General features: G+C 65.2%; 22 protein-coding genes and 1 riboswitch. Of the genes, 5 read left to right on the forward strand and 17 right to left on the reverse strand.

The genetic code is table 11. The annotated features are described in order from the left end of the window. Positions 1-12: 12 nt before the first annotated feature. From AC0WR5_RS19345 to thiB, 7 genes are all read right to left on the reverse strand, one after another. Positions 13-2,352: an aldehyde dehydrogenase family protein gene (locus AC0WR5_RS19345; protein ID WP_475865441.1), complete on the reverse strand. Its 2,340-nt coding sequence runs from the start codon at positions 2,350-2,352 to the stop codon at positions 13-15. Positions 2,353-2,398: 46 nt separating this feature from the next. Further along, positions 2,399-3,406 carry a deoxyribose-phosphate aldolase gene (gene deoC, locus AC0WR5_RS19350; RefSeq protein ID WP_475869070.1) on the reverse strand — a complete coding sequence of 336 codons (1,008 nt, stop codon included), beginning with the start codon at positions 3,404-3,406 and terminating at the stop codon, positions 2,399-2,401. Positions 3,407-3,526: 120 nt separating this feature from the next. After that, complete coding sequence (locus AC0WR5_RS19355) at positions 3,527-4,105, reverse strand: 2-dehydro-3-deoxygalactonokinase (protein ID WP_475865442.1); 579 nt, start codon at positions 4,103-4,105, stop codon at positions 3,527-3,529. 128 nt (positions 4,106-4,233) lie between these two features. After that, positions 4,234-5,991, reverse strand: a complete 1,758-nt coding sequence (locus tag AC0WR5_RS19360) for a SulP family inorganic anion transporter (RefSeq protein WP_475865443.1) — start codon at positions 5,989-5,991, stop codon at positions 4,234-4,236. A gap of 99 nt (positions 5,992-6,090) precedes the next feature. Then, the gene (locus AC0WR5_RS19365) at positions 6,091-6,783 is read right to left on the reverse strand and encodes a thiamine ABC transporter ATP-binding protein (protein ID WP_475865444.1); all 693 of its coding nucleotides are present in this window, start codon (positions 6,781-6,783) and stop codon (positions 6,091-6,093) included. Next, positions 6,776-8,329, reverse strand: coding sequence for a thiamine/thiamine pyrophosphate ABC transporter permease ThiP (locus AC0WR5_RS19370; RefSeq protein ID WP_475865445.1), 1,554 nt, complete (start codon positions 8,327-8,329; stop codon positions 6,776-6,778). The genes AC0WR5_RS19365 and AC0WR5_RS19370 overlap by 8 nt, the downstream gene beginning before the upstream one ends. Further along, complete coding sequence (thiB, locus tag AC0WR5_RS19375; protein WP_475865446.1) at positions 8,305-9,291, reverse strand: thiamine ABC transporter substrate binding subunit; 987 nt, start codon at positions 9,289-9,291, stop codon at positions 8,305-8,307. The genes AC0WR5_RS19370 and thiB overlap by 25 nt, the downstream gene beginning before the upstream one ends. A 44-nt stretch (positions 9,292-9,335) precedes the next feature. Then, positions 9,336-9,437, reverse strand: a riboswitch (TPP riboswitch). Between the two features lie 131 nt (positions 9,438-9,568). On the opposite strand from thiB, the gene aroC reads away from it, so the two are divergent. Then, positions 9,569-10,672 (forward strand): chorismate synthase, encoded by a 1,104-nt coding sequence (aroC, locus tag AC0WR5_RS19380; RefSeq protein ID WP_475865447.1) that lies wholly within the window; start codon positions 9,569-9,571, stop codon positions 10,670-10,672. After that, entirely contained in the window at positions 10,673-11,617 is a 945-nt protein-coding gene (locus AC0WR5_RS19385; protein WP_475865448.1) for an AEC family transporter, read from the forward strand. A 145-nt stretch (positions 11,618-11,762) separates the two neighbouring features. Here AC0WR5_RS19385 and AC0WR5_RS19390 read toward each other — a convergent pair whose 3' ends face one another. The 5 genes from AC0WR5_RS19390 to AC0WR5_RS19410 form a co-directional block, all read right to left on the reverse strand. Continuing rightward, complete coding sequence (locus AC0WR5_RS19390; protein ID WP_475865449.1) at positions 11,763-12,182, reverse strand: thioredoxin family protein; 420 nt, start codon at positions 12,180-12,182, stop codon at positions 11,763-11,765. 27 nt (positions 12,183-12,209) lie between these two features. Beyond that, positions 12,210-12,935 carry a cytochrome c biogenesis CcdA family protein gene (locus tag AC0WR5_RS19395; RefSeq protein WP_475865450.1) on the reverse strand — a complete coding sequence of 242 codons (726 nt, stop codon included), beginning with the start codon at positions 12,933-12,935 and terminating at the stop codon, positions 12,210-12,212. A gap of 49 nt (positions 12,936-12,984) precedes the next feature. After that, positions 12,985-13,857 carry a DMT family transporter gene (locus AC0WR5_RS19400; RefSeq protein WP_475865451.1) on the reverse strand — a complete coding sequence of 291 codons (873 nt, stop codon included), beginning with the start codon at positions 13,855-13,857 and terminating at the stop codon, positions 12,985-12,987. Between the two features lie 186 nt (positions 13,858-14,043). Next, positions 14,044-14,331, reverse strand: a complete 288-nt coding sequence (locus AC0WR5_RS19405) for an HU family DNA-binding protein (protein WP_475865452.1) — start codon at positions 14,329-14,331, stop codon at positions 14,044-14,046. 141 nt (positions 14,332-14,472) lie between these two features. Beyond that, positions 14,473-15,942 carry an AMP nucleosidase gene (locus tag AC0WR5_RS19410; RefSeq protein ID WP_475865453.1) on the reverse strand — a complete coding sequence of 490 codons (1,470 nt, stop codon included), beginning with the start codon at positions 15,940-15,942 and terminating at the stop codon, positions 14,473-14,475. Positions 15,943-16,055: 113 nt separating this feature from the next. On the opposite strand from AC0WR5_RS19410, the gene AC0WR5_RS19415 reads away from it, so the two are divergent. Then, entirely contained in the window at positions 16,056-16,922 is an 867-nt protein-coding gene (locus AC0WR5_RS19415; protein WP_475865454.1) for an SDR family oxidoreductase, read from the forward strand. 45 nt (positions 16,923-16,967) lie between these two features. Then, positions 16,968-17,588, forward strand: a complete 621-nt coding sequence (locus AC0WR5_RS19420) for an exopolysaccharide biosynthesis protein (protein ID WP_475865455.1) — start codon at positions 16,968-16,970, stop codon at positions 17,586-17,588. Positions 17,589-17,600: 12 nt separating this feature from the next. Here the strand turns inward: AC0WR5_RS19420 and dxs are convergent, their stop codons facing one another. Genes dxs through AC0WR5_RS19435 form a run of 3 tightly spaced genes read right to left on the reverse strand, consistent with a single transcriptional unit; the run spans position 17,601 to position 20,668 of the window. Next, complete coding sequence (gene dxs, locus AC0WR5_RS19425) at positions 17,601-19,529, reverse strand: 1-deoxy-D-xylulose-5-phosphate synthase (protein WP_475865456.1); 1,929 nt, start codon at positions 19,527-19,529, stop codon at positions 17,601-17,603. A gap of 35 nt (positions 19,530-19,564) precedes the next feature. Further along, on the reverse strand, positions 19,565-20,374 hold the full coding sequence (locus AC0WR5_RS19430; protein WP_475869071.1) for a polyprenyl synthetase family protein: 810 nt from the start codon (positions 20,372-20,374) through the stop codon (positions 19,565-19,567). Between the two features lie 51 nt (positions 20,375-20,425). Continuing rightward, positions 20,426-20,668: an exodeoxyribonuclease VII small subunit gene (locus tag AC0WR5_RS19435; protein WP_475865457.1), complete on the reverse strand. Its 243-nt coding sequence runs from the start codon at positions 20,666-20,668 to the stop codon at positions 20,426-20,428. 100 nt (positions 20,669-20,768) lie between these two features. Between AC0WR5_RS19435 and AC0WR5_RS19440 the strand changes: the two genes are divergently transcribed. Next, on the forward strand, positions 20,769-21,824 hold the full coding sequence (locus tag AC0WR5_RS19440; RefSeq protein WP_475865458.1) for a phosphotransferase family protein: 1,056 nt from the start codon (positions 20,769-20,771) through the stop codon (positions 21,822-21,824). Here AC0WR5_RS19440 and AC0WR5_RS19445 read toward each other — a convergent pair. Further along, entirely contained in the window at positions 21,821-22,534 is a 714-nt protein-coding gene (locus tag AC0WR5_RS19445; RefSeq protein WP_475865459.1) for a response regulator, read from the reverse strand. The genes AC0WR5_RS19440 and AC0WR5_RS19445 overlap by 4 nt on opposite strands. Beyond that, entirely contained in the window at positions 22,531-23,028 is a 498-nt protein-coding gene (locus AC0WR5_RS19450; RefSeq protein WP_475865460.1) for a MarR family winged helix-turn-helix transcriptional regulator, read from the reverse strand. Before AC0WR5_RS19450 ends, AC0WR5_RS19445 begins: the two co-directional genes overlap by 4 nt. Positions 23,029-23,035: the final 7 nt, after the last annotated feature.

The raw sequence follows: 23,035 nt of genomic DNA on the forward strand, positions 1-23,035 counted from the left end.
GATTTCAAAGGGTTAAGCTCCCCACGGAATCCAGAGAGTCTTGACCTCGGTCGCTGCATTCAGGAATTCCTTACCTTCGCCCTCGGCCCCGGCCCAGTCTCGGCCATAGCTGTCGTTGACCCAGGTGCGCTTCAGGCTGCCGGCGCTCTCCGCCTCGATCACGCCGCTCAGGTCGGCCGAGGAGAAGGACCATACCGCATCCACGTCCATATGCGCCGCCAGAACCGGCGCCAGATCGGCATGCGGCCCCGTCAGGATGTTCACCACGCCGCCGGGAACGTCAGATGTATCAAGCACTTGATAGAAGTCCGTCGCGGTCAGCGGCCCGCTCTCGCCGGGCACGAGGATCACCCGGTTGCCCATGGCGATGGCCGGCGCCATGGCGCTGACAAGGCCCAGCAGCGGCGCCTCCTCGGGGCAGAGCGCCCCGATCACCCCCACCGGTGCGCGGGTCGCAAGCGCCGTGCCCCGGATCGGCACGTCACGGATGTCGCCGGCGAACTTGTCCGCCCAGGCAGCATAGGTGAACAGGCGCCGCACCGCGGCCTCCACCTCGTCCGCGCCCTTGCCATGCCCGCTCAAGGCATTGAGGCGACTTGCAAATTCCGCGCTCCGCGCTTCCAGGTTCTCGGCGATGTAATAGAGGATCTGCGCCCGCAGGTGCCCCGTGGATCCGCACCAGCCCTTCGCCGCCTGCGCCGCTTCCACGGCGTTGCGCACGTCCTTGCGCCCGGCAATGGCCACCTGTCCCAGCGGCTTGCCGCCCTTGCCGAACACGGTTTTCACATGGCCGCCATCGGGCCGCGCCTGCTTGCCGCCGACATACAGCTTCGGCGTCCGGTCGAGGCCCTCGACAGGCCCCGCCTCGCCGCTGAAAACCTCCAGCTTTTTCAGTTCCTTGCGCTTGCCCGCGGGCCGGGTATAGGCGCTCAGCCCTTCCCAGCCGCCCTCGCGGCCAAAGCCGCTCTCGCGCATCCCGCCAAATCCGGCGGCGGCGTCGAACATGTTGGTCCCGTTGATCCAGACCACGCCCGCCACCAGCTTGGGCGCCACATCCAGCGCCACGTTGATGTTCTCGCTCCAGAGCGTCGCGGCCAGGCCATAGCGCGTGTTGTTGGCCAGCTGCACCGCCTCTTCTGGCGTGCGGAAGGTGGTAGAGACCAGAACCGGCCCGAAAATTTCCTCCTGCATCAGCGGGTTGGCCGTCTCCAGCCCGGTGATCAGCGTCGGCGGATAGAAACAGCCCTCGGGCATCTCGCAGGCCGGCTGGAACACCTCGCCCTCGCTCGCCGCCACCATCGAGCGGATCCGCTCGAGCTGCACCGGGTCGACGATGGCCCCTACGTCGATGCTCTTGTCGAGCGGGTTGCCCACCCGCAGCTTCTCCATCCGCGCCTTCAGCCGGGCATGGAAAGTCTCGGCCACGCCCTCCTGCACCAGCAGCCGGCTGCCGGCACAGCAGACCTGCCCGCCGTTGAACCAGATCGCGTCCACCAGCCCCTCGACGGCGCTGTCGAGGTCTGCGTCCTCGAAGACGATGTAGGGGCTCTTGCCCCCCAGCTCGAGAGACAGGGCCTTGCCCGAACCTGCTGTGGCCAAACGGATTTTCCGCCCGACCTCGGTGCTGCCGGTAAAGGCCACCTTGTCCACGCCGGGGTGCGTCACAATCATCTCGCCCACGGCACCGTCGCCGGTGACGATGTTCACCACGCCCTTCGGCACGCCCGCCTGCACGCAGATCTCCGCGAACAGCAGCGCCGTCAGCGAGGTGTATTCGGCCGGCTTCAGCACAACCGTGTTGCCCATGGCCAGGGCCGGCGCCACCTTCCAGGCCAGCATCAGCAGCGGGAAGTTCCATGGAATCACCTGGCCGCAGACGCCGATGGCCTCGCGCCCGGGCAGTTCACTCTCCATCAATTGCGCCATGCCAGCATGATAGTAGAAGTGCCGATGCACCAGCGGCAGGTCGACGTCGCGCGCCTCGCGCACCGGCTTGCCGTTATCCAGCGTCTCCAGCACCGCGAACAGCCGCGCGTTCTTCTGCATAAGTCGCGCAACTGCATAGAGAATTCTCGCCCGACCATGGCCGCCGAGCTTGGCCCATTTGGCCTGCGCGGCCGCTGCGGCCTTCACTGCGGCATCCACGTCCTTCTGGCCCGCCTGCGATACCCTGGCCATCACCTCTCCCGTCGCCGGGTTGCGGCTCTCAAAGGTCTCGCCCGCCTTGGTAAACTTGCCGTCGATGAACTGCCCGAAGGCCCCGTCGTGCGATGCGATCCAGGCCAGTGCCTCGCCGGCCGCCTCGGGGGCGGGGCCATAGTCCATCGTCTCGAAAATCTCTTTCACGCTCATGCCCTTACCCCGATCTTTCATCTTTCCAGAAATACGGATTCCGGCCTCAGCCGGCCGCGTGCCGCCAGCCGGCCGAATAGGCGCCGGAGACGTGGTGTTCCAACTGCCGCTCGATATCGCCCAGCAGGCTCGATGCGCCGAACCGGAACAGGTCGTTGCGCAGCCAGCGATCGCCCAGCTCTTCCTTGATCAGGCTGAGATAAACCAGCGAATCCTTGGCCTTGCTGATGCCGCCGGCTGGTTTGTACCCCACGCGGAACCCGGTGCGCTCATGGTACTCGCGTATCGCCCGGATCATCACCAGGCTCACGGGCAGCGTCGCATTGACGCTCTCCTTGCCGGTCGACGTCTTGATGAAATCCGCACCCGCCATCATGCAGACGAGGCTCGCCCGCGCCACGTTGGCCAGCGTGCCCAGTTCCCCGGTGGCCAGGATCGCCTTTACATGGGCGTCTCCACAGGCCTCGCGGAAGGCCTTCATCTCGTCATAGAGCGCCTGCCAGTTGCCGGTCAGCACGTGGCGACGGCTGATGACGATATCGATCTCCGTCGCCCCCGCCTTCACGCTCTCGCCGATCTCGGCCAGGCGCAGGTGAAAGGGCGACAGGCCGGCGGGGAAGCCGGTGGAAACGGCCGCAACCGGGATGCCGGTTCCCTCCAGCGCCGCAACGGCCGTGGGCACCATGTCGTGATAGACGCAGACAGCCCCCGTGGTGATCCCCTCGACGCCCAGCGCATCGAGAATATCCTTGCGCACCGGAGCCTTGGCCTTTGCGCACAGGCGCCGGACACGCCCCTCGGTATCGTCGCCTGCCAGCGTCGTCAGGTCGATGCAGGTGATCGCCCGGAGCAGCCATGCCGCCTGGTAATCCTTCTTCAGGCTGCGGCGCCCGGGCAGCGTCGCGGCCCTGCGTTCGATGGCGGAACGATTGGCGCTCGCCGAGCGCACCCAGTCCATGTCGAGCGGCATGCCCGGGTTTCGCGGCTCGTGTTGCACGTCGATCGTCTGGGGCAACTGGGCGCTTTTACTGGCTGCCTTCGTCGTCTCTGTCATCTGCATGGCGGCACTCCTGATCTCGTGGCGGACCTTTCCACGGGTCCCGCGTTCACGCAAGCCGGAGCGCGTCACCCGGCGACAAAAATATACCATACGGTCAAATTTATGGACTGATACCTATTCCGGCAGCACGAATTTCCGCGCCAACGCCCGGAAACCTTCACGGATCAATGCCGCTTCCATTGTCTCGGTGACCGGCACATAGAGCCCCTTCAGCGCCTGCAGGTAGGCCTGCGAAAGCGGGCCCTGCCCGATCAGCACCGCCTGCTGGCCCAGCCAAAGGGTCTTTGCCGCCGCCATCTCGGCCCCCAGGAGCGCGGCAAGGCGCTCGCCCGGGGCCTTTGCCCCGGCAAGCTTGAAGGGCAGCTTGTCGGCCCGATCCATTGCCTCGTCCAGATCCCCCGGCACTGCCTCGGCACAGCCCAGGGCCTGCGCCAACTCACCGGTGGCAGAGGCCTGCAGGTGGATCACCTCGCCGGCGCTCAGGGTCACCCAGAGGGTCCGCGTTTCACCGACGACGATGGCAAGCCCGTCCCAGTTCGCATTGAGAGTCTGGAAGCCGAGCAGACGCAGCCGCGATCCCGCGTCGAGACCGGCCAGGTCCGGCAGATGCAGTCCGCGCCCATCTCGCGGCATCTGATCCGGCAACAGCGGCCCCGGGATCGTCCCGGGCGGCACCGCGGGATCACCCGCCATCAAGGTGCGCTCCGGACCAAGCGTACGGGGGACGCATGCGCCCCCCTCGTTCCAGCAAGTGTTGCTGCTGATATCGAGACCCTGCCATTCCATACCCCGCAGATATGCCTGCGGGGTACGGGGGTCAATCATTCCGCGGCGCGCGGCCGGGCTTCGGCGGTCAGTGTCCGCCAGGCGTCATACTGCGACAGGAACACCTGCCCGGTCAGCTCTTGCAGGAAATGCGAGCGTTTCAGCCTGTCCATCACCGGGCCCTTCACTTCCGAGAGGTTCAGCTTGATCTGCATTTCCTCCAGCCGGGTATTCAGCCCCTCGAGGCTTTCCAGCGCGCTCATGTCGATCTCGTTCACGGCAGAGCACATCAGCACCACGTTGCGGATCGGCTGGTCACAGACCACGCGCTCCTGCACCAGTTCCTGCAGGTACCCGGCATTGGCAAAATAGAGACTCTCGTCGATGCGGATGGTCAGCACGCTCGGATCGGTCTCCACCTCGTGCCGCAGGATGTTGCGGAAGTGCTGCGTGCCGGGCACCAGCCCCACCTCGGCCACGTGAGGCCGCGAGGTGCGGTAGAGGAACATCAGCACCGAGAGGCCCACGCCTGCGCTGACGCCGATCTCGACACCGGCCAGCAGGGTCAGAACGATGGTCACAGCCACGGCGGCAAAGTCCACCTTGCTGTAGTTCCACGACTTCCGCAGGATCGAGAAATCGACCAGGCTCAGCACCGCGACGATGATCGTGGCCGCAAGAACCGCCTTGGGGAGGAAGAACAGCAGCGGGGTCAGGAACAACGCCGAGAGCGAGATGCCGATGGCGGTATAAGCACCCGCGGCAGGGGTTTCGGCACCGGCATCGAAGTTGACGACCGAGCGCGAGAAGCCACCCGTCACCGGAAAGCCCCCAGAGATGGCGGCCGCAACGTTGGAGGCGCCAAGACCGACAAGCTCCTGGTCCGGCGAAATCCGCTGCCGGCGTTTTGCCGCAAGCGTCTGCGCGACAGAGACGGATTCGACGAAACCGATGATCGAGATCAGCAGGGCCGGAACCAGCAGCTGCCCCCACATTTCGGGGTTGAAGCTCGGCATGGTCAGCGGCGGCAGGCCGGTCGGAATGTCACCGACGACCTTGACGCCGGCGGCCGTGAGATCCAGCAGCCAGACCGCGAGAACCGAGACGATGACCACGGCGACCGGGCCGGCCTTGGCCAGGATATCGGCCATGCGGGGGCCAACGCCCATCTTCGCCAGCAGCGGCTTCAGCCCCTTGCGAACCCAGAAGAGAAAGGCCAGTGACAGCCCCCCGATGACCACGGTCACCCAGTTTGTCTGACCGATGTTCTCGGCCAGCGAGGTGACGATTTCCGGCAGGGTCTGCCCCCCGGCGTTGATCCCCAGGATATGTTTCAGCTGCGAGCCCGCGATCAGCACGCCCGAGGCGGTGATGAAGCCCGCGATGACCGGGTGCGAGAGGAAATTCGCCAGGAACCCGAGGCGGAACAGCCCCAGAAGGGCAAGCAGCACCCCCGAGATGAAGGCAAGCGTGATCGCGGCCGCGGCATATTCTGCCGGCGACGACAGGTTCAGCCCGCCGACGGCTGCGGCCGTCATCAGCGAGACAACGGCCACCGGCCCAACTGCGAGCGCCCTGGACGTCCCGAAGATGGCATAGGCCACAAGCGGCAGGATCGAGGCATAAAGCCCCATTTCCGGCGGCAGGCCGGCCAGCAGCGCATAGGCAAGGGATTGCGGGATCAGCATCACCGTCACGATGATGGCTGCCACGAAATCGCTTACGAAGACGTCCTTTCGGTATTCCCGTCCCCATTCGAGAATCGGAAAGTAGCGGCTGATACGTAGTTTGCTTTGGCGGGAAGCTGCTGGCATTGATGTTTCCTTCCTCGAACGCAGGACGGCCCGTGGGTTAGAATACACATATCGTAACTTGAATATGAAATGCAAGTCCGGCCTGTGCCGAAACGCATATTATCCCAGATATCGCTTCAAGCCAGCGGGAGGATCGTCCAGCGTCTGCTGCGCCGGCGCAGGCTCAAATGCCCGCCCTTCATCGACCACCACGATCTCTTCCGCGATGCGCCGCGCATCTCCCGGATCATGGCTGACCATCAGGAGGGTCGCGCCGGTCTCGGTCGCCAGCTGCGCCACGAGGTCCAGCATCTCGGCACGCAGGGCCGGTCCGAGGGCGGCAAAGGGCTCGTCCAGCAGCAGCAGCGGCCGATCCTGCACAAGCACCCGCGCGAGGGCGGCGCGGCTCTGCTGTCCCCCCGAGAGCGCGGCAGGCAGGCGTGCGCCCAGCCCACCGAGACCGACACGCTCAAGAGCGGTGGCAACGCGGGCCTTCTGCTCTGCCGTCAGTCGTGTCGCGGTGCTCAGGCCCAGGCCCACGTTCCGCGCGATGTCGAGATGGGGAAACAGGTTGCCATCCTGGAACAGCATCGCAATCGGGCGCTTGCCCGGTGGTACCGCCTGAATCGGGCTGCCACGCCATAGGATTTCACCCTCGGCCAGCGGCAAGAAGCCCGCCAGCGCTGCCAGCAGGGTGGATTTTCCGGCCCCGGAGGGGCCCATCACGGCGACGCGGCGCCCGGCGGCGATCGACAGGTCCGCCGTCAGGTGGAAATCCCCCTGCCGGAGTGAGACGGCTTTCAGTTCAAGCATCCTTGCGGCCCCCGCCACGGTCGAACAGCCAGAAGATCCCGAAGCTCAGCACCAGCAGGATCAGCCCCACTGAGGAGGCAGCCTCGCCGCGATACCCCATCAGCCGGTACATCAGCAATGGCAGTGTCTGCCGGTCATCGGTGCCAAAGAGCGCGATGACCCCCAGGTCGCCCATCGACAGGGCCCCTGCAAGGCCAAGGGCAAACCCCATCGGGGCACGCAGCCGCGGCAGGATCAGCCAGCGCAGACGCGCCAGCCCCCTGAGGCCCAGGATGTCGGCAAGCCGGCCGTGGTCCTGCTCGATCCTGTCATAGGCAGGGGCGATGATCCGCAGGCAGAAGGGCAGCGCCAACAGCGTGTTGACCAGCACGGTGATCGGCAAGGCCAGCCGCGCAGGAGCGATCACCGGGTTCAGGATCAGGAAGAAGCCGGTACCGAGCACGAGCGAGGACATCGCCAGTGGCAGCAGCCCGATGCCCTGCATCACGCGGCTTCGGGCAGCAGAGAGCATCAACGCGGCCAGCACCGTGGTAAAGGAAGAGACGAGCGCGACGGTCACCGAGTTGATCGCCGCGGGCATCAGGCCCGGAGGCAGGTCGGAAAAACCCCGAAGCCCCTGCAGAACCACGGCCACCAACGGCCCGAGCAGAAAGACCGAGGCCAGCACCAGCGCGAGGGCGTCGCCGCCCCGACGCCATCCGCCCGGGCTGTCCCAGCGCTCCACCGCACGGTCGAGCCCCGTACCACTGCCGTCCATGCGCGTGACCAAAAGGGCCAGGACCGCCGCAGCGGCCACCAGCACGAGCTGCATGATTGCCAGCATTGCGGCCCGCCCGAGGTCGAAGTCGAACATGAAGGCCTGATAGATCGCCAGTTCGACCGTCGTGGCGCGCGGTCCGCCACCGAGGATCAGCGCAACGGCGAAACTGCCAAGGCAGATCGCAAAGATCGTGGCAAGCGCGCCCGGAACCACCTGCCTCAGCATGGGCAATTCCAGCAGCCGAAAGACCTGGCCCTGCGGCAGGTCAAGTTGCGCGGCGAGGCGGAACCGCTCGGCGGGAATCACCTGCCAGCCCTGCAGCAGCATCCGCACCGCCAACGGCATGTTAAAGAAGACATGCGCCAGCACGACACCATGAAGCCCGTAGATCCGCCAGGGCCCGAGGCCGACAAGCGCCGCAATCTCGTTGACAAGCCCACCGCGCCCGAAAACCGCCAGCAACCCGGTAACCGCAACCACCACCGGCAGGATGAAGGGCGCACCGGTCAGCGCCACCAGCAGACGCCGAAAGCGGAACCTTCGTCGCGCCAGTGCGCGCGCCACGGGAATGGCCAGCACCACCGAGAAGATGGCCGAAAGCGCCGCCTGGACCAACGTGAACCGCAGCGCCGCCCAATCCGCCGGGCCGGTAGAGACGCCCCCTCCGGCCCGCCAGAGGATCGCCACGAGTGGTGCCGCCAGCAGGATCAGCACGGCAGCGGCAGTGACGATCCCGGCGCGTTTTCCGAGGCCGATGCGTGCTATTGCGACAGCGCCGTGCGCCATTCTTCCAGCGCCTCGCTCCGGATGGATTCGGCCTCTTCAGGATCCAGCAGCAGGGCCTTGTCCGGAGTCACGATCTGCCCGAAGCCTTCGGGCAAACCACCGGTCGGGATCACCACGGGATACATCCAGTTCGTCGTCGGAAGCAGCGCCTGCGCCTCATCACTGGTCAGGAAGGCCAGGAACTGATCGGCCAGCTCGGGCTGATCCGTGTTTGCCATCCTGGCCGCCACCTCGACCTGCATGTAGTTGCCTTCGTCGAAAGGCAGCGCCACCTTGCTGCGGTCGTCCTCGGCAATGATGTGATAGGCGGGCGAGGTGGTATAACTCAGCACCATGTCGGCTTCGCCATCTGTGAACATGCCATAGGCCTCGGACCAGCCCGGCGTGACCGTCACGATATTGTCCGCCAGCGCCTGCCAGATCGCAGGCGCCTCGTCGCCGTAGGCCGCCTTGACCCAGAGCAGAAGACCTAGGCCCGGCGTAGAGCTGCGGGGATCCTCTATGACGATGCTCGCGTCGCTCTCGGCCAGCTCCCGGAAGGAGGTCGGGTGTGGGCCATCGGCATTTGCCACAAAGGCGAAATAGCTCCAGTCGAAGGGCACGAAGGTCTTGTCCGTCCACTCGATGGGCAGATCGTACGCGGGGGCCACATCGGTTTGTGCGAAAAGGCCCGTTGCCTCGGCCTGCGCCATCAGGTTGGTATCGAGGCCCAGCACGACGTCTGCGTCGCTTCGCGCGCCCTCCAGCCGCACCCGCGAGAGCAGGGCAGCGCCATCACCGGCCGCCGTGAACTTCACGTCACAGCCGCAATGCGCCTCGAAGGCCTTTTCGATCGCCGGCCCGGGGCCCCAATCGGGCACGAAGGAATCATAGGTATAGACATTCAGAACGGGGGTCTCCGCCAGGGCCGGCAACGCCGGCATGGCAAGAAGACAACCCGTGGCGAGTACAAGATGCTTCATCGCATCCTCCATTCTGCTACGGGCGGGAGAAAGATTGGGCACGTTCCATAGACCCGGACCTTCCCTCCGCCGGTTCTAACCGGTTCAGGTTCAACGGGTCCGCAAATCTGCGTCTCAGCCATGGATGGGCTCCCCGAGGTGCGGCAAACCCTAAGACCCGCTTGGCTCATGCGCAAGGGGCGCCTGAGACCGTTGTGCGGGCATCATCGCGCGCCAGTGGAATTGCGCGCGACGAAACGATGGGGTAACCCGATCCGGACCACGCCCGGAGATCCACATGTCCTTCAACACTTTCGGCCATCTGTTCCGCGTCACCACCTGGGGCGAGAGCCACGGGCCGGCCCTCGGCGCCACGGTCGATGGCTGCCCCCCCGGCATCGACGTCGACCCCGAGCTGCTGCAATACTGGCTGGACCGGCGCAAACCGGGACAATCGAAGTACACCACCCAGCGTCGCGAAGCCGACGCGGTAGAGATCCTCTCGGGCACCTTCGAGGGCAAGACAACCGGCACGCCGGTTCAGCTGATGATCCGCAACACCGATCAGCGTTCGAAGGATTATGGCGACATTGCCGAGAAGTTCCGGCCCGGACACGCCGACATCACCTACTGGCAGAAATACGGCATCCGCGATTACCGGGGCGGTGGCCGCTCTTCGGCCCGCGAAACCGCAGCGCGAGTGGCCGCCGGCGGCCTGGCCCGTGCCGCGTTGTCGGTCCTGGCGCCGCAGATCGAGATCAAGGGCTACATGACCCAGATCGGCCCGTATGGCATCGACCGCAGCAGGTTCGATCCGCTGCAGATCGAGGAAAACCCCTTCTGGTGCCCGGATCCCGGCTCCGCCGATCAATGGGCGGACTATCTTGATGGTCTGCGCAAATCCGGCAACTCGGTCGGGGCCATCGTCGAAGTGGTCGCCAGGGGCGTACCGGCAGGCCTCGGTGCGCCGATCTACGCCAAGCTCGATACCGACCTTGCCGCGGCGATGATGTCGATCAATGCGGTCAAGGCCGTCGAGATCGGGGAAGGCATGGCCGCGGCCACCCTCACCGGCGAAGAGAACGCCGACGAGATCTTCCTCGGCAATGACGGAGAGCCGGTCTACTCCTCCAATCACGCGGGTGGCATTCTTGGCGGCATCTCCACCGGTCAGGAAGTCGTCGTGCGCTTTGCGGTCAAGCCGACCTCCTCGATCCTGAAGACCCGCCAGACGATCACCAAATCCGGCGAGGCGGCCGAGATCATCACCAAGGGCAGGCACGATCCCTGCGTCGGCATCCGCGCCGTGCCCGTCGCCGAGGCGATGATGGCCTGCGTGCTGCTCGACCATTTCCTGCTGCACCGCGGTCAGATCGGTGACGGAGGCGGCAAGATAGGCTGAATGCTTTCCATCCTGTCGATCACCTTTCCGGTCTTTGCGATCATCGGCGCGGGGTATTTCTTTACCCGGCTCGGCGTCTTCTCCTCCAAGGACATCACGGTGCTCGGTCGCTTCGTGATGCTGATCGCGCTGCCCGCCCTGCTGTTTCACGCCACCGCCACACGTTCCTTCGCAGAACTGGTAGAGCCCGGCTTCTTCGTGATCATGCTGGTGGCGGGCCTGTCGACGCAGCTGCTGATGTGGATCACGATGCGCCTGCTGGGCATCGGCCCCCGGCGCCGCGCCGTGGGGGTGATGGGCTCTGCCACGCCTAACTCGGCCTTCCTGGCGTTTCCCATCAACCAGATGCTCTTTCCGGAGTATGCAGCCTCGATCCTGGCGATGTGTCTGTTGGTCGAGAATTTCATCCTGAACCCGATCAGCCTGATGATCATGGACACCGCCTGCAGCGACAGCCGCACCAACCGCTGGCACACGGTGCGCACTTCCCTCATCTCGGTGGTCAAACGGCCGATGATCGCCGCGCTGATCGTGGGGGCCATCGTATCCGTGCTTGGAATACCGATACCGAAACCGGTTGACCGCCCGCTGGAGCTTCTGTCCTTCGCAGCCTCGCCCATCGCGCTGTTCAATATCGGCGGGTCCCTGGTCGGCCTGCCACTGCAGGGCAACCTAAGGCTGGCTGGCGGGATCTCCTTCTTCAAGCTGATCGTGCACCCGATGGTCACAACGTTGATGCTGACGGTTTTCATCCTCGTCGGACTGCCGCACCCCACCGGAGCGATGGCCGACGCGCTGATCATTTCGACCGCCATGCCGGTTTTCGGGATCTTCCCGCTTCTGGCCTACGAGTCCGGCCAATCCGGCGCGGCCTCTCTGACCGTATTGATTTCCACCATCGCGGCCTTCTTTACCCTGACCGTCTTCATGGCATTGCTGCTCTGATCAGATCATACGCGACCGTATTAGCGTTTTGTTAACCTATGATACGGATACACCTTAAATGGGTAGAAGCGGATGGTTGCCGGTGCCCTTCCTTTGCCGGAAGGATATCGGCAGCCACTCTTCCCCGGCCTCTGATCCCGTGCCGTCAGTAGGCCGACGGCGTTACGGCCTGCTCGAGAAGTGCCTTCAGCTTGTCTTCCCGGGTCTCTGCAACCAAGCGCCCCAGCTCTGCGTCGCCCCTCAGGAGCACCAGCGTCGAGCGGCGCGGAATCCGCATACGTGTGGCAAAGGTCGCGCGACCATAGGTATCCCAGTCAACCTTGATGAAGGTAATGCCGCGATCATAGGCGGGGTTCTCGTCGCGCAGCCTTGCCAACACCTTTTCCTGCGCCGCACATGTGCTGCACCAGCTGGCGCTGAAGTCGAGAAGCACCGTGTCGCCCCGATCAAGATGTAGCTGCAGCAGGCCCGGCTTGTATTCGAGGGTCTCGGAACCGGCAAAGGCCATGCCGGGCCCCAAGGCGATCAGGGCTGCTGAAGAAGCGAGAAAGATGCGGCGATCCATTGGATAACTCCTGATCCGGATAAGCAGTCAGAACCTGACAGATAGGTCGATGAGCCACGCTGGCATGTTTTGAACGGCCCATGCCTCGGCAAGGTGATGCAGCCGCAACAGAATGGCCAGACCGACGAGGATGAACAAGATGCCCATCACGGGCCGTGCCACCCGGGCCACATGACCCGCGAGGGCGCGATGGCGCATGAGGAGGCCGCGCGCGCCATAGCCGATCCCCATGATCAGCGTGGATACCCCTGCGGCAAACGCCATCATGATCAGCGTTGCCCGCAACAGACCCTGCCCTGCGGCCGCCAGGGCAATCGCCCCGCCCAGCGTCGGCCCGATGCAGGGGCTCCATACCGCGCCAAGAAGCAGCCCACCCAGGAACTGACCATGCCAGCCGACCTGCTTCCTTCGGGCAATACCGGCATCAGCCCCCGCGGCAATCCCTGCCGCCATGCCTTCGAAGGCAACACCGAAGCGAGGCACGAGTAGAACGATACCGAAGACGATCATCAAGACGGCCCCCACACGGGCCACGCCCTGCTCGCTCAGGCCGACAAGATAACCGAAAGCGGTTACCAGGACGCCGAGCGTCACGAAGGAGAGCCCCATTCCGGCGGCAAGCGCCAGGGGGCCGCGCGGGCTGGCCTGAAGGGCGGCGCCCAGCACGATCGGCAACACCGGAAGAACGCAGGGATTGATCAGCGTCACGAGCCCGGCCAGATATGCAAGGATCAGCTCCATCCTCTCAGGCATGGCCCCGCTCCGCGCAGCTGTCACTCAAAGAATGCGTGAGCGTGCCGGGTCAGCCACCCTTCGACTGGCGCGACAGCTGAACCATCAGGATCCCCGCGGCAATCACGGTAACCCCAAGCAGATCAAGGGGGCCGAGCGCCTCTCCCAGCACCAGGGCCGCGATCACCACGCCGAAGAAGGGGTTGAGAAAGTGAAAGGTCGAGGCCCGTACCGCGCCGATGCGATTCACCAGGACGAACCACAACCAGGTCGCAAGGACACCCGGCACCAGTGCGGTGTAACCAAAGGCCACGACAAACCCCGGGCTCCATTCGACACGCCAGGTTTCCAGGAACAATGCGGCCCCCCCCAGGCATGCGGATCCCACCAGCATCTGCAGCCCCACGACCATCATCACGTTTCCGCCGCCCGATGCGCCCCGGGCGCTGAGCGTTGCGAGACTGAGGGCCCCAGCACCAAGGAAACAAAGCGAGATACCGAGCAGATCCGCACCACCCCCGAGACGTGTGCCCATGATCAGGGCCACTCCCAAGACACCGAGCGCGAGGCCGGCAATCGCCATGGGGCGCAGCCGGTCGCCCATTGCTAGCCAACCGAAAAGTCCGACCATCAGCGGCATCGTGGAGGCGATGATCGACGCGAGAGAGGCGGATATCCACTGCATCGCCACGAAGAACAGGCCAAGATAGAGCGCGTTCTGGCAGATGCCGAAGATCACCGTTGCGCGCCACTGGGCCCGGGACAGTCGCGGCGTCTGCCCCATGGCCGATGCAAGCCCGATGGCGATCAGCCCGGAGATCAGAAAGCGCAGCGAAAGTGCCGTCAGCGGTGGCGCGTGCTGGACGATGATCCGCGCCGAGGTGAAGGCACTCGACCACATCAGGGCAAAACACAGCCCCATCGCAATGGCTCGGAAATCCAATGCGCCCCTCCCCTTGGCCGGCAAATCGCACGGCAAATGACCCGGACGCGAGAAAACCAGAACGCACCGTGCAAGGAAAGGAAAGGCCCAGCCCTCGCCTCGCGCCCACTCCCCCGGAAAATGAAAAAGGCCACCCGCAAGGGCAGCCTTTCACTGTCTCAAATCAGACGTTCCGCGCGTCAGGCCTCAGCCGTTGACGCTGTCCTTCAGAGCCTTTGCAATGGTCATCTTGACCACCTTGTCGGCTTCTTTCTTGATCTGTTCGCCGGTGGCGGGGTTACGCACCATGCGCTCGGGGCGCTCGCGGCAGTAGATTTTGCCAACGCCGGGCAGGGTCACTGCGCCACCTTCGGAAACTTCCTTGGTGATGATAGCCACAACGGCGTCCAGAGCGGCCGAAGCGGTTTTCTTGTCTTCGCCCATTTCCTCGGCCAGGGCGGCCACGAGCTGGGTCTTGGTCATCGGCTTTGCCATTCGATGGTCTCCTTGTTCTGCCCGATGTCTTGGGCCTCGTGCGGGGCATATAACCGGATGTAGGTGGACGGCACAACAAATAGCGTATGTTTTCTTGGCTTTTTTGCGCTTTTTCGGCCACCGAAAACGGCGAATTGACGCCTAGAGGAAGGCAGTCTCGTCGAAACTGCGCAGCTTCCTGCTGTGCAGGCGTTCCAGAGGCATGTCGCGGAGGCTTTCCATGGCCCGGATACCGATCATCAGATGGCGGCTGACCTGCGTCTTGTAGAAGTCGCTGGCCATGCCGGGCAGCTTCAATTCGCCATGAAGCGGCTTGTCGGAGATGCACAGGAGTGTGCCATAGGGCACCCGGAACCGGAAACCGTTCGCGGCGATCGTGGCGCTTTCCATGTCGAGGGCAACCGCCCGGGACTGCGAAAGCCGCTGCACCGGGCCACGCTGATCGCGCAACTCCCAGTTGCGGTTGTCGAGGCTGGCAACGGTGCCGGTGCGCATGATCCGCTTCAGGTCATAGCCTTCCAGCTCGGTCACCTTCTCGACCGCCTCTTCCAGCGCGACCTGGATTTCCGCGAGCGCCGGGATCGGGACCCAGACGGGCAGGTCATCGTCCAGCACCTTGTCCTCGCGCAGGTAGGCATGGGCCAGGACGAAATCGCCGAGGGTCTGGCTGTTGCGCAACCCGGCGCAATGACCAACCATGATCCAGGCGTGGGGGCGAAGCACGGCGATGTGGTCGGTCGCGGTCTTGGCATTCGACGGCCCGACACCGATGTTGACCAGCGTGATGCCCGCGCCGCCCGGCCTTTTCAGGTGATAGGTGGGCATCTGGGGCATCTTGGACGTCTCGGGGATCTCCCCCGCGGCATCCGTGATCTCGACATTGCCGGTGCTGACGAAGCTGGTGTAGCCGCTGTCGGGATCGGCTAGCATGCGCCGGGCATAGGCTTCGAATTCGCTGACGTAGAACTGGTAGTTGGTGAACAGCACGTGGTTCTGGAAATGTTCCGGATCCGTCGCGGTGTAATGCGTTAGCCGAGCCAGCGAATAATCCACCCGCTGCGCCGTGAAGGGTGCCAGGGGCTCTGCACCGCCGGGGCCCGCGACATAGGTGCCGTTGACGATGTCATCGTTGGTCGTCGTCAGGTCCGGCACATCGAAGACATCGCGCAGGATGAAGGATGCCGCACCTTCGTGCGGAACGGTCACCGTGGCGTCCTGGGCAACGGCAAAGTGCACCGGCATGGGGGTATCGGACGGGCCGACCATCACCTCGACGCCGTAATTGCGGATCAGCTGCTCGATCTGCTGCTTCAGGTAATACCGAAACAGCGAAGGCCGGGTGATCGTGGCCGCATGGGTGCCGGGCGCTGACACATGGCCAAAACTCAGCCGGCTGTCGATCTGCGCAAAGCTGGTCGTGGTGATGCGGACCTCGGGATAAAAGGCCCGTACCCGACCATCGGGGCGGCCTTCCGACATGGCCTTGAGGAAATGATCCGTCAGAAATCTTGTCGCCTGATCGTAAAGCTCGCAGAGCCGGTCAACGGCCGCTTCGGCATTGGTGAAACCCTCCGCGGCGGGGCTGTCCGGGGTCAAAATGCTTTCGTTCATTATTCGGAGACTCCTTTCTGCCCTTTCTCTCCCGACTGGCGCCACACTTCAAGCAAAGAGAGAGTGACATGCGGCCTCTTGCAAGCCACCCGCCCAGGAGCCAAGCTCCTGCCATGACTGAAATGATGCTCTCTTTCGGCCACGGCTACTCGGCCCGCGCCACCGCCCGACTGCTGCTGCCCCGCGGCATGCAGATCCATGGCACGACACGCAGCGCCTCGCGGCTCGCGCAGCTGCGCGAAACCGGCATCGCGCCACACCTGTTCCCCGGCCCCGGCCTGACGGAACTGGCCGCAGACGCCACCCACCTGCTGATTTCCGCGGGCCCCGACGCAGAGGGAGACCCGGTCCTGCGCGAACTGCGCGAGGTCATCGCGGAAAATGCCACCCGCTATGATTGGGTGGGCTACCTTTCGACCACCGGGGTCTACGGCGATCACGCCGGTGACTGGGTCGACGAGGAAACGCCCGTCGCCCCCAGCACCCGCCGGGGGCAATGGCGCGCAAAGGCCGAAGCCGAGTGGCAGGCGATCCCCGGCCTGCCACTGCACATCTTCCGGCTCGCCGGTATCTACGGCCCCGGCCGCGGCCCGTTTTCCAAGGTACGCAACGGTACCGCCCGGCGGATCATCAAGCCGGGACAGGTCTTCAGCCGCATTCACGTCGACGACATCGCGCAGGTTGTCGCGGCATCGATCAACCGGCCAGACCCCGGCGCGATCTACAACCTCTGCGACGATGATCCGGCGCCCCCTCAGGATGTCATCGCCCATGCTGCCGAACTGCTTGGCCTGCCGCTGCCGCCCGAAGAGGATTTCGCCACCGCGGAGATGACCCCCATGGCCCGTTCCTTTTATGCCGAGAGCAAGCGGGTCCGGAACGACCGCATCAAGGAAGATCTGGGGGTTTCCCTGCTTTATCCGACCTACCGCGAAGGGCTGGCCGCCCTGCTGCAGGCGGAAAACGGCCGTGCCCTCTGAACCTTATGCCGTGTCGCGCGTTTCCATGGCATGTCTGATGCAACCATGACCATGATCGACGACACCCCCAGGCTCCGCTCGCTGAGCGATATCCTCGACGCGCTTGACCACGTCGCCGGGAACGAGATCGTCTCTGTCGAGGACGTGCTCTCGGAGGTGGGAACGCGCTCCTTCGCGCCGATCATCCTGGTGCCGGCCCTGATCCTCGTCTCGCCGCTGTCCGGAATCTTCGGGCTGCCCACCATCGGGGCGACCTTCATCTTCCTGATCACGATCCAGAAACTGCTCGGCCGGCCCCATGTCTGGATGCCGGGCATCCTGCGTCGCCGTCAGGTCAAGGGCGCCAAGCTGGCAAAGGCCGTGTCCTGGCTACGCAAGCCCGGCGGCTGGATCGACCGGCATACGCACAAGCGCCTGACCAGCCTCGTCAGCCGCCCGGCCAATACCGTGACGCTGCTGACCATAATGGCGATCTGCATGATCATTCCCGCGCTGGAGCTGCTGCCGATGGTCACCTCGGTCTTTGCCGGGGCCATTTCGTTTTTCGCGATCGGCTTCCTGGCCCGTGACGGGCTCTTTACCCTGCTCGGTTATATCGAAGTCGCGATCAGCGTCACGCTTGTCTGGTGGCTGGTCACGACCGGCGCCAGCATCACAGGCGGCTGAGGCAACCCGGCCTCAGCTCCGGGCGCGGTTCAGGCGTTCGACGCCCAGGGCATCCAGGACCTTGGCCTCGATGTCTTCGGCATTCAGGCCGGCCACCGCGTACATGTCCGCCGGGCTTGCCTGATCGATGAAGATGTCGGGCAGCACCATCGAACGGAACTTCAACCCGCCGTCAAAGGCCCCTTCCTCCGCGAGGAGCTGCGCCACGTGGCTGCCAAAGCCACCGATGGCACCTTCCTCGATGGTGATCAGGGCATCATGCTCGTCGGCCAGCTTCAGGATCAGGTCACGGTCCAGCGGTTTGGCAAACCGGGCATCGACCACCGTCGGAGAGATCCCCTTGGCCATCAGCGCCTCGCGCGCCTGCATCACCTCGGCCAGGCGGGTACCAAAGCTTAGGATCGCAACCCCCTTGCCCTTGACGATCATCCGCCCCTTGCCGATCTCGAGAACTTCGCCCTTCTCCGGCATGTCGACCCCGGCGCCCTCACCACGGGGATAGCGGAAGGCAATCGGCCCCTCGTCATGCGCGGCGGCCGTGGCGACCATGTGTTTCAGCTCCGCCTCGTCCGCGGCGGCCATCACGACCATGCCCGGCAGATTGGCCAGGAAGGCGATATCGTAGCTACCGGCATGAGTGGCCCCGTCGGCGCCAACCAGCCCGGCCCGGTCGATGGCGAAACGCACCGGCAGGCGCTGGATTGCCACGTCGTGCACCACCTGGTCATAGCCGCGCTGCAGGAAGGTAGAATACATCGCGCAGAAGGGGCGCATACCGCCCGCGGCCAGCGCCGCAGCATAGGTCACCCCATGCTGTTCCGCGATCCCCACGTCAAAGGTGCGCGACGGGAACCGTTCGGCCATCAGCTGCAGCCCTGTACCGTCGGGCATGGCGGCCGTGACGGCACAGATCCGGCTGTCCTCTGCCGCCAGCCGCACCAGCTCCTTGCCGAAGACGCTGGTATAGCTCGGCGCATTCGAGGGCGCCTTGAACTGCTTGCCCGAGGGCACATCGAACTTGGCGGTGGCGTGACCCTTGTCGTCGGCGGTCTCGGCGGGGGCATAACCCTTGCCCTTCCTGGTCACGACGTGGATCAGCACCGGCCCCTCGGCCCGCGCCTTGACCGTTCGCAACACCGGCAGCAGCTGCGAGAGGTCGTGGCCATCCAGCGGCCCGATGTAGGAAAAGCCGAGCTCTTCGAACATGGTGCCGCCCACGGCCATGCCCTTCAGAACTTCCTTGGCGCGCTTGGCCCCTTCCTTGAAGGGCGGCGGCAGCAGGCTGGCTGCGCCCTTGGCGGCGGCCTTGAACTGCTGGAAGGGATCGCCGGAGTAGAGACGCGAAAGATAGCTCGACAGGGCGCCGGTCGGCGGCGCGATGGACATCTCGTTGTCATTCAGGATGACGATCATCCGCTTTTTCAGGTGGCCTGCGTTGTTCATCGCCTCGAAGGCCATGCCGGCACTCATGGCGCCGTCTCCGATCACCGCGATCGCATCACCAAGCCCCTCGGGCACCTGACCGCCGAGGTCGCGCGCCACGGCAAACCCGAGCGCCGCGCTGATCGAGGTGGAGCTGTGAGCCGCCCCGAAGGGGTCAAAGGGGCTCTCGGAGCGCTTGGTGAAGCCGGACAGCCCGTCCTTCTGGCGCAGGGTGCGGATACGGTCCCGCCGCCCGGTCAGGATCTTGTGCGGATAGGACTGATGGCTGACGTCCCAGATGATCTTGTCACGTGGCGCGTCAAAAACCGCGTGCAGCGCCACGGTCAGTTCCACCACGCCCAGGCCCGCCCCCAAGTGACCACCTGTTTCCGATACCGCGGAAATCGTCTCGGCCCGCAGTTCCCCGGCCAGCTGTCGCAGCTCGGCATCGCTCAGGGCCTTCATGTCGGCAGGGGTCACGACCTTGTCGAGAAGGGGGGTATCTGGTCTCTGGCTCATGTCCGCCTCCGCGGGTCGCTGTTCTGGCGCAAGGCTCAGTTCTGGCGCGCAATAACGAAGCGCGCGGCCTCTCGCAAGGTTTCTGCCCGCGAACCGTAAAGACTCAGTGCATCGCAGGCAGCCTCTGTCAGACGTTTCGCTTCGCTCCGGGCCGGTTCAAGGCCCATCAGCGACACGAAGGTCGCCTTGCCCGCCTCGCTGTCCTTGTTCAGCCGCTTGCCGGTCTGCGCCTCGTCGCCCTCGACATCAAGGATGTCGTCGGCAATCTGGAAGGCAAGGCCAAGGGCCTCGGCATAGCGGGCCATGGGCGCAGGATCTGCCCCCGCCATCAGCGGCCCGGCAGTGGCCGACCACTCGAAAAGTGCGCCGGTCTTCAGCGCCTGCAGCCGCTTGATCTGCTCCAGCGTCAGCGGCACTTCAGCCGTCTCGGCGGCAATGTCGAGCGCCTGTCCCAGGACCATGCCCTGGCCGCCGGCGGACCTCGCCAGCCCCGAAATCAGGGACAGCCGCCGCTCTGAAGGCAGATCCGCATCGGCCAGCAGGCCGAAGGCCACGGTTTGCAGGGCATCGCCCACCAGAACGCCGGTGGCCTCATCCCATTTCACGTGCACCGTGGGCTGCCCCCTCCGCAGGTCATCATCATCCATGCAGGGCAGGTCGTCATGCACCAGGCTGTAGGCATGCAGCGCCTCGATCGCCGCCGCGGCGTCCATCGCGGGCGCCTCCGGCACATCGTGCAAACGTGCACCCTCGAGCACGAGGAAGCCCCGCAGGCGCTTGCCCCCGGCACAGGCATAGCGCATCGCGGCCCCGGTCTCGCCCTCGAAGGGGGCCAGTGCCGTCATCAGGTGAGCCGCAACCGCATCGGCAGTACTGGCCAGTACGTTCCGGAACACTCAGAGGCCCTCGACCGGCTTCAGCCCAGCAGGGTTGCCCTCGCCGTCCAGCGTGATCGCGGCGACCTTCTCCTCGGCCTCGGCCAGCTTCTTCTCGCAGTGTTTCTTCAGCTCGGCGCCGCGTTCGTAGAGCTTTATCGAGGCTTCAAGTTCCACGTCCCCGCGCTCCAGCTGGCCGACCACGGTTTCCAGCTCCTTCATTGCAGCTTCGAAGGACATTTCGGAAATGGGGGTATCGCTCATCAATAGGCTCCGGGCTGGCGCGCTTGGTTTCGCGGCACCTTACCCCCCGGCGCCGCAGGGTTCAATCGGCGTGGGGCGGTTGTCGGCTGGGCGCTGCGCGTTGACCTGCCGGTTGACCTGGCCGGGCGCGGGGGCGCATCCTGCCGCCATGAACGTGCTGCGCGAAGATCCGATCGAAACCCAGCCGATGAAGGCCCTGCGCGCCACCGAGCGGCTGGAGAGCCTGCTCGAGGAGCAGGATGCCGAGCTGGAGGAGATTCTGCGGTTCGTCCCCGGCCTCCGGGCGATCTTTTCCGGCCGTTTCGGCGGACAGCCCGCGATCTTCCGCCTCTCGCTCTCGGCCCGCACCCGCACCCGCACCGACCAGGCAGACCGGATGAAGGAACTGCAACGGGTGCGAAGCTACATGCACGACGGCGCCCTGCAGGTGCCAGAGCCCCTGGCCCTGCTGGCCGAGGGTAGCGTTTCGGTCACCCGGCGCATCGAAGCCGCCCCGCTGATGGAACAGCTCTGGGCGGCGGCGCCCTCAGAACGGGCAGCCCTCACCGCGCAGTCGGCGGACTGGCTTCTGACCTATGCGCGGCCCAGCATGGACTGGCGCCCGGAGCGCCGCCGCCCCTGGCGAAACTGGGCGCAAGAGGCGGTGGCCCGGCAACCGCATCCCAAGCTGCGGCGATCCGAGGAGAAGTTACTGAAGAAGATGCATGCCCTCGCGCGGGCCCGGCCGCACCGCGAAACCTGGCGCGTCGCGCAGACCCATGGCGACTTTCACCCCAACAACCTGCTGCGCGACAGCGGTGGCACGCTCTGGGGGGTCGACCTGAGCGCCGCCAACACCGCCCCCATTTACCGCGACATGGCGCGCTTCCTCGTTCATCTCGCCCGGCGCAACCTGACCCTCGGCGAGACGCGGCTCTTCGGCGTGGACGCCGCCGCCTATGCCGCCTTCTGCCGGTCTTTCGCCCTGAGCGAGAGCGAAACCTGGGGCCACCTGCCATTCTTTCTGTGTTACGAGACACTTGTGCGGGTCGAGCACCCCCGGCTGCCGCAGCGGCGGATCAACCGGGCAAGAGATCTGACCGAGGCCCTCTTCGACGACATGAAGATTTTGCTGAAACAGGGACCCGATGCCCTGCGCGACCGTATGGGCGCCTAGTCCGGCGCCAGCATGTACCCCGCACCGCGGACCGTTTGCAGATAGCGCGGCTGTTTCGGATCGGTCTCGATCTTGCGGCGCAGCCGGGTGATCTGAACGTCCACCGCGCGCTCCTGCGCGCCGGGCTGTTCCTGTGACCCGCTGCGGCCCATCTCCTCGACAAGCTGCAGCCGCGAGAGCGGCTCGCCCGGATGCGAGGAGAAGATCCGCATCAGCTGCACCTCCGTCGCGGTCAGCCGCACCGGCGCATCGCCGCGCCACAGCTCACCGCGGTCCATGTCGTATCGCACCTCGCCCATGTGCAGTACCTTGGGCAGGCTTGCCGCCGCCGGCGCATCGGGCACGCGCCGAAGGATGGCATTGATCCGCAACAACAACTCCCGCGGCTCGAAGGGCTTGACCAGGTAATCATCGGCACCGGCCTCAAGCCCCCGGATCCGATCCTCGGCCTCGCCCCGCGCGGTCAGCAACAGGATCGGCGTCTGCATGCGTTCGCGCAGGCTGGCAGTCAGGCTGATGCCGTCCTCGCCCGGCATCATCACGTCGAGCACGATCAGGTCGAACTCGAGCCCGCCCAGCAGGCGCCGGGCCTGCGCCGCGTCGCGCGCGACCGAAATCAGGAATCCGTTGCGCTTCAGAAAACGCGCCAGCAGTTCGCGGATACGCTCGTCATCGTCGACGACCAGCAGGTGGGGATCGGGATCGCTCATGCGCTGCCATCCCGCAGGCTGACGTAGATCTTGCGCATTTCGCTGTCCATCATCGCCTCAAGCACCTGCCGAAAACCGGTGACGGCATCGGGGCCGGCCTTGCGATAGGCATCGCGCACCCATTTGCGCTGGACCTCGGCAAGGCGCGCCTCCAGCGCTGCTCCCTCCTCCGTCAGGTAGAGATGACGTTCGCGCTTGTCGATTCGCCCGACCCGGCTCTCGACCAGGCCATCCGCGATCAGGGTGCGCAGCACGCGGTTCAGGCTCTGCTTGGTCACCCCCAGCAGGGCGAGCAACCGGTTCACGTTGGTGCCCGGGCTGCGGGCGATGAAATGCAGCGCGCGGTGGTGGGCCCGGCCATAGGCCATGCCCTCCAGGATCTCGTCAGGCGCGGCGGTAAACCCCCGATACGCAAAGTACATCGCCTCGATTCCCTGGCGCAATTGCTCGTCGGTCAGGAACAGAAGGCTGTCACCCAGTTGCGTATCAGACATGTTCCCT

The sequence above is a fragment of the Pseudooceanicola sp. DL12 genome, from assembly GCF_056270665.1.